Source organism: Metabacillus niabensis (assembly GCF_902829255.1).
GTDB classification, from domain to species: domain Bacteria; phylum Bacillota; class Bacilli; order Bacillales; family Bacillaceae; genus Metabacillus; species Metabacillus niabensis.
Genome location: NZ_CADEPK010000328.1, coordinates 1 through 4321, shown reverse-complemented (window position 1 = coordinate 4321; position 4321 = coordinate 1). Strand labels below are relative to the sequence as shown.

4 protein-coding genes are annotated in these 4321 nt (G+C 32.6%); 3 read left to right on the top strand and 1 reads right to left on the bottom strand.

Annotation, left to right across the window (positions count from 1 at the left end):
- Positions 1–153: 153 nt before the first annotated feature.
- The 3 genes from HU235_RS18960 to crcB all read left to right on the top strand — a co-directional run bounded on the left by HU235_RS18960 (position 154) and on the right by crcB (position 3198).
- Entirely contained in the window at positions 154–2268 is a 2115-nt protein-coding gene (locus HU235_RS18960; RefSeq protein WP_095299126.1) for an RNA degradosome polyphosphate kinase, read from the top strand.
- A 208-nt stretch (positions 2269–2476) separates the two neighbouring features.
- Positions 2477–2851 carry a fluoride efflux transporter FluC gene (locus tag HU235_RS18955; protein ID WP_174881229.1) on the top strand — a complete coding sequence of 125 codons (375 nt, stop codon included), beginning with the start codon at positions 2477–2479 and terminating at the stop codon, positions 2849–2851.
- Positions 2848–3198 (top strand): fluoride efflux transporter CrcB, encoded by a 351-nt coding sequence (crcB, locus tag HU235_RS18950; protein WP_095299122.1) that lies wholly within the window; start codon positions 2848–2850, stop codon positions 3196–3198. Before HU235_RS18955 ends, crcB begins: the two co-directional genes overlap by 4 nt.
- A 107-nt stretch (positions 3199–3305) precedes the next feature.
- Here the strand turns inward: crcB and HU235_RS18945 are convergent, their stop codons facing one another.
- Positions 3306–4163, bottom strand: a complete 858-nt coding sequence (locus HU235_RS18945) for a metallophosphoesterase (RefSeq protein WP_174881228.1) — start codon at positions 4161–4163, stop codon at positions 3306–3308.
- Positions 4164–4321 lie beyond the last annotated feature (158 nt).

The window sequence follows — 4321 nt, the reverse complement described above, 5'->3', positions numbered from 1 at the left end:
TTCATAATGGTAGTACTTTTAGGTGATTTTTATGCCCTGGCATTTACAAAATAATAACAAAACATTTACAATTAATTTACAATCTAAATATTTGTAAATGCTATTATTAAACTAAGAATGCAGGAAATTGTCGATTAAAGGGTGGCTAGAAGGATGAATATAGCAAATATAAATAAAAACAGCGTAGAACTTAATAGTCCAATGTATTACAACAATAGAGAGCTTAGTTGGCTCGCTTTTAACGAGCGAGTTCTTGAGGAAGCGCTAGATGAGCGTAATCCGTTGCTAGAAAGGTTCAAATTTCTATCCATTTTTAGTTCGAATTTGGACGAGTTTTTTATGGTTCGTGTTGCGGGGTTAAAAGATCAGGTAAAGGCAGGCTTTAATAAACCTGAAAATAAGGCCGGGATGACGCCTAAAAGACAATTAAATGAAATTGCCATTAAAACTCATAGATTAGTAGATTTGCAATATAAAACTTATAATGATGTACTATTGCCTAAACTAAGAGAAGAAAATATTGAATTTAAAAAAATGAACGAATTGTCAATCGAAGAGATTGAAAAACTGGAAACGTATTTTGATGAGCATATTTTTCCCGTTTTAACACCGATGGCGGTTGATGCTTATCGTCCTTTCCCAATGCTACTAAATAAAAGCTTAAATTTAGCAATCGTGATTGAAGATAATGAGTATGAGGAAAATCAATTAAAAACTGCAATTGTTCAAGTTCCAGCAGTTTTAGAACGTTTCGTAAAGATCGAAGCGTCTGATAATTCAATGAATTATGTTTTTTTAGAAGACATTATTAGTTATTTTATTAATAAATTATTTAAAGGCTATAAAGTTGTATCTGTTTCTATATTCAGAATTACTAGAAATGCAGATATGACCATTCATGAAGAAGGGGCTCGTGACCTTCTAAAGGAAATCGAAAAAGAATTAAAAAAGCGCAAATGGGGAGCAGCTGTAAGATTAGAAATCCAAAGTAAGGATTTTGATCAAAGAATTTTAAACTATTTAACAACTGAATTAGAAATACATGAGAAAGATGTATATGAAATAGATGGTCCATTAGATTTGACGGTTTTCTTCGTATTTTATAAAGAGATAGCAAAGTTAAAGGAACATTTAATCTACGAAACACTTATTCCACAACCTCCTCGTGATATTGCATCACACGAAAATATATTTGATAAAGTTTCTGAACAGGATGTTTTTTTGCATCACCCATACGAATCCTTTGAGCCTGTAGTGGAATTTGTTGCAGAAGCAGCAGATGATCCAGACGTATTAGCGATTAAGCAAACATTGTATCGGGTAAGTGGTGATTCACCTGTTATTGATGCATTAAAAAGAGCAGCAGAAAACGGTAAACAAGTAACAGTGCTAGTAGAATTAAAAGCAAGATTTGATGAAGAGAACAATGTACAATGGGCAAAAGAACTAGAAAAAGCAGGCTGTCATGTTATTTACGGTATGACCTATTTAAAAACTCATAGTAAAATTACACTTGTTGTAAGAAGAAGAAATAATCGAATAGAACGGTTTGTTCATTTAGGTACAGGTAACTACAATGATCAAACAGCTAAAATATATACTGATATGGGTTTACTTACGTCAAAACGTAAATTTGGTATTGACGCAACTAATTTCTTTAACTATTTAAGTGGCTACACGGAAAAGCCATATTTTCATCACCTATCTGTAGCACCTTTTGATATTAGAAAGGATTTTATTCGCTTAATTGACGCAGAGATAGAATTTCATAAGCGATATTCAAATGGTCGAATAATCGCAAAAATGAATTCGTTAACTGACAAGGCCTTAATTATGAAGCTTTATGAAGCGTCAAATGCAGGTGTTAAAATAGATTTAATCATCCGTGGTACTTGTTGTTTGCGTCCGGGTATTAAAGGTGTTAGTGAGAATATTAAAGTGAGAAGCATTGTCGGTAGATTTTTGGAGCATAGTCGCATTTACTTTTTCCATCATAATGGGGAGGAAAAAACCTTCCTTTCCTCAGCAGATATGATGACGAGAAATATGGAAAAGCGAGTTGAAATTTTATTTCCAATTTTCGATGGTGCGATTAAAAAAAGAATTAATGGTATTTTAGCTGCTGCACTAGCTGACAATGTAAAAGCACGTGAGCAAGATGAAACTGGTGAATACCATTATGTTAAACGTGAACAAGGGGAGCCTATCATTGATAGTCAATTACTATTATTTGATAAAGCCTATCATGTATTAGAGGATGAGGAATAAAAGGATCGAAGAAACGATTTTACTTAAAATGAGTAAATCGTTTCTTCTTTTTTATTTATCCTAACTTGTATTTCACAATAATCATATGTGTCCTTTTATTTCATGAGAAAGATTGTTACTGTAATAATAGAATTTACTTAGAGGTGTATGGAGTATATAGTTTGAAATTTTAACTACTGTATAATAGCTTAGAAAGCAGGTTTGAAAAGTGAAAAGGAAATTATATAACAGTCTTTTAGTTGCAGCTGGGGGTGGCATAGGTTCATCTTTACGCTATATCGTTACACTAATACCTGGTATCGGCTTCTTTTCAACGTTATGTGTAAATATTATAGGTAGCTTATTCTTAGGATTTATTACGTCTTATTTAATTAATAAAAAGGAACAACAATCGATTAAATTGTTACTTGGAACAGGATTTTGTGGAGGATTCACAACAATGTCCACCTTAAGTTTAGAAATAACAGAACTTCCAATTGAACTTGCTTTAGGATACATATGTTTATCTCTTGCTTTAGGAATCGGATTTGCTTTTATAGGAATGAAGCTTGCAATTTTCGTTAGAAAGGAAGAGAATTCATGATTTATGTTGCACTTGGTGGAGCAATTGGTGCGGCTATGCGTTATTTCATTTCAGATTATTTAGGGGAATATACAAAGGAAATGAAGCTACCAATACCGACTCTAATCATTAATTGGATAGGCTCATTATTATTAGGGGTATTTGTCGTATTCATTGAAAAAGACAATACTTTACTTTTTTTAGGAACAGGATTATGTGGAGGCTTTACAACCTTTTCAACATTTTCTGTCGAAGTGGTACAACTGCTTCAAAAGAAGAATTATATAGTTTCGATTCTCTATATTTGTATAACAATTTGTGGATGTGTAATAGGGATTTATCTTGGGGGATTAATGAAATCATTTTAACGAAAAAAAAGATTAATATAAAAATGCACTGAATGTCATCTGAAATTCCAGATGACATTCAGTGAAAAAAGGTATTATAGGCTACATATTTATTAAAGTAAGTTTTTTTAACGGGAAGTAAGCGTAAAGACAGTAATTTCCGGAGTAGATAAAAAGCGGAACGGCAATCTTGTTGTACCAAGTCCACGATTAACATAAAGCTTCATCTCATCAATTGAGTACATTCCTTCCGAATAAACAGTTGCATATGGCGGGGTAATTAATGGGCCGTAAAAAGGAAGTTGAATTTGACCACCGTGACTATGACCTGATAATTGCAAATCAACAGGAAATGTTTTCGATTTAACTGCTGCATCAGGTTCATGTGCCAATAATATATTAAATCTCTCTTTATTTAAATTGCCTAAAGTAGCTTCATAGCTTGGTTTTCCTAACATCAAATCATCAAGACCAGCAATTCCGATCGTATGATTATTTTTTTTGATATTCGAAACCTCATTTTGGAGAACTTTAAACCCCGACATCGTCATAACATTTTTATAAATGTCTGTACCATATCCACCATGATCATGATTCCCGTACACCGCATATTTTCCATGCGGAGCTTTTAGCTTTTCTAAAATAGGTACAATTTGATTTATTTTAGGATATTGATTAGGCTCATCCATTAAATCTCCAGTAAAAATAAGTAAATCAGGTGAGAGGCCATTGATTTTAGCCACAATCGTATCTAATCTTTTTAACGTGAAAAAATCAGATAAATGTGTATCACTAAACTGAACGATTTTAAATCCTTTGAAAGCTTCGGGTATTTTAGAATTCACAATTGTTTTGTTTACGATCTCCAATCTTGAAGGCTCAATATATCTTGCGTACAAATAACCACCAGCTGCTGTCAACAACCCTGCAAATGAAATGGTGAAAATTCCTTTAATAAAGGACCTTCTAGAATATAATTTTGTCATGTTAACCAACCAATCTTAAGAAGTATGTTTTAGAGACTAACTTCAACTAGAGAAGAAAGTATAAATGTCTACATCATTTCTTTATTAATGGCTCTTTTCTAAAATATTGTTGCTTTAAAAGCATTGTAAAGGTTGATTGGAGCGTAGCAGGTGTTTAT

Coding starts and splice junctions, on each gene's coding strand:
- HU235_RS18960 (WP_095299126.1), top strand. CDS start 154: ATGAATATAGCAAATATAAATAAAAACAGCGTAGAACTTAATAGTCCA.
- HU235_RS18945 (WP_174881228.1), bottom strand. CDS start 4,163: ATGACAAAATTATATTCTAGAAGGTCCTTTATTAAAGGAATTTTCACC.
- crcB (WP_095299122.1), top strand. CDS start 2,848: ATGATTTATGTTGCACTTGGTGGAGCAATTGGTGCGGCTATGCGTTAT.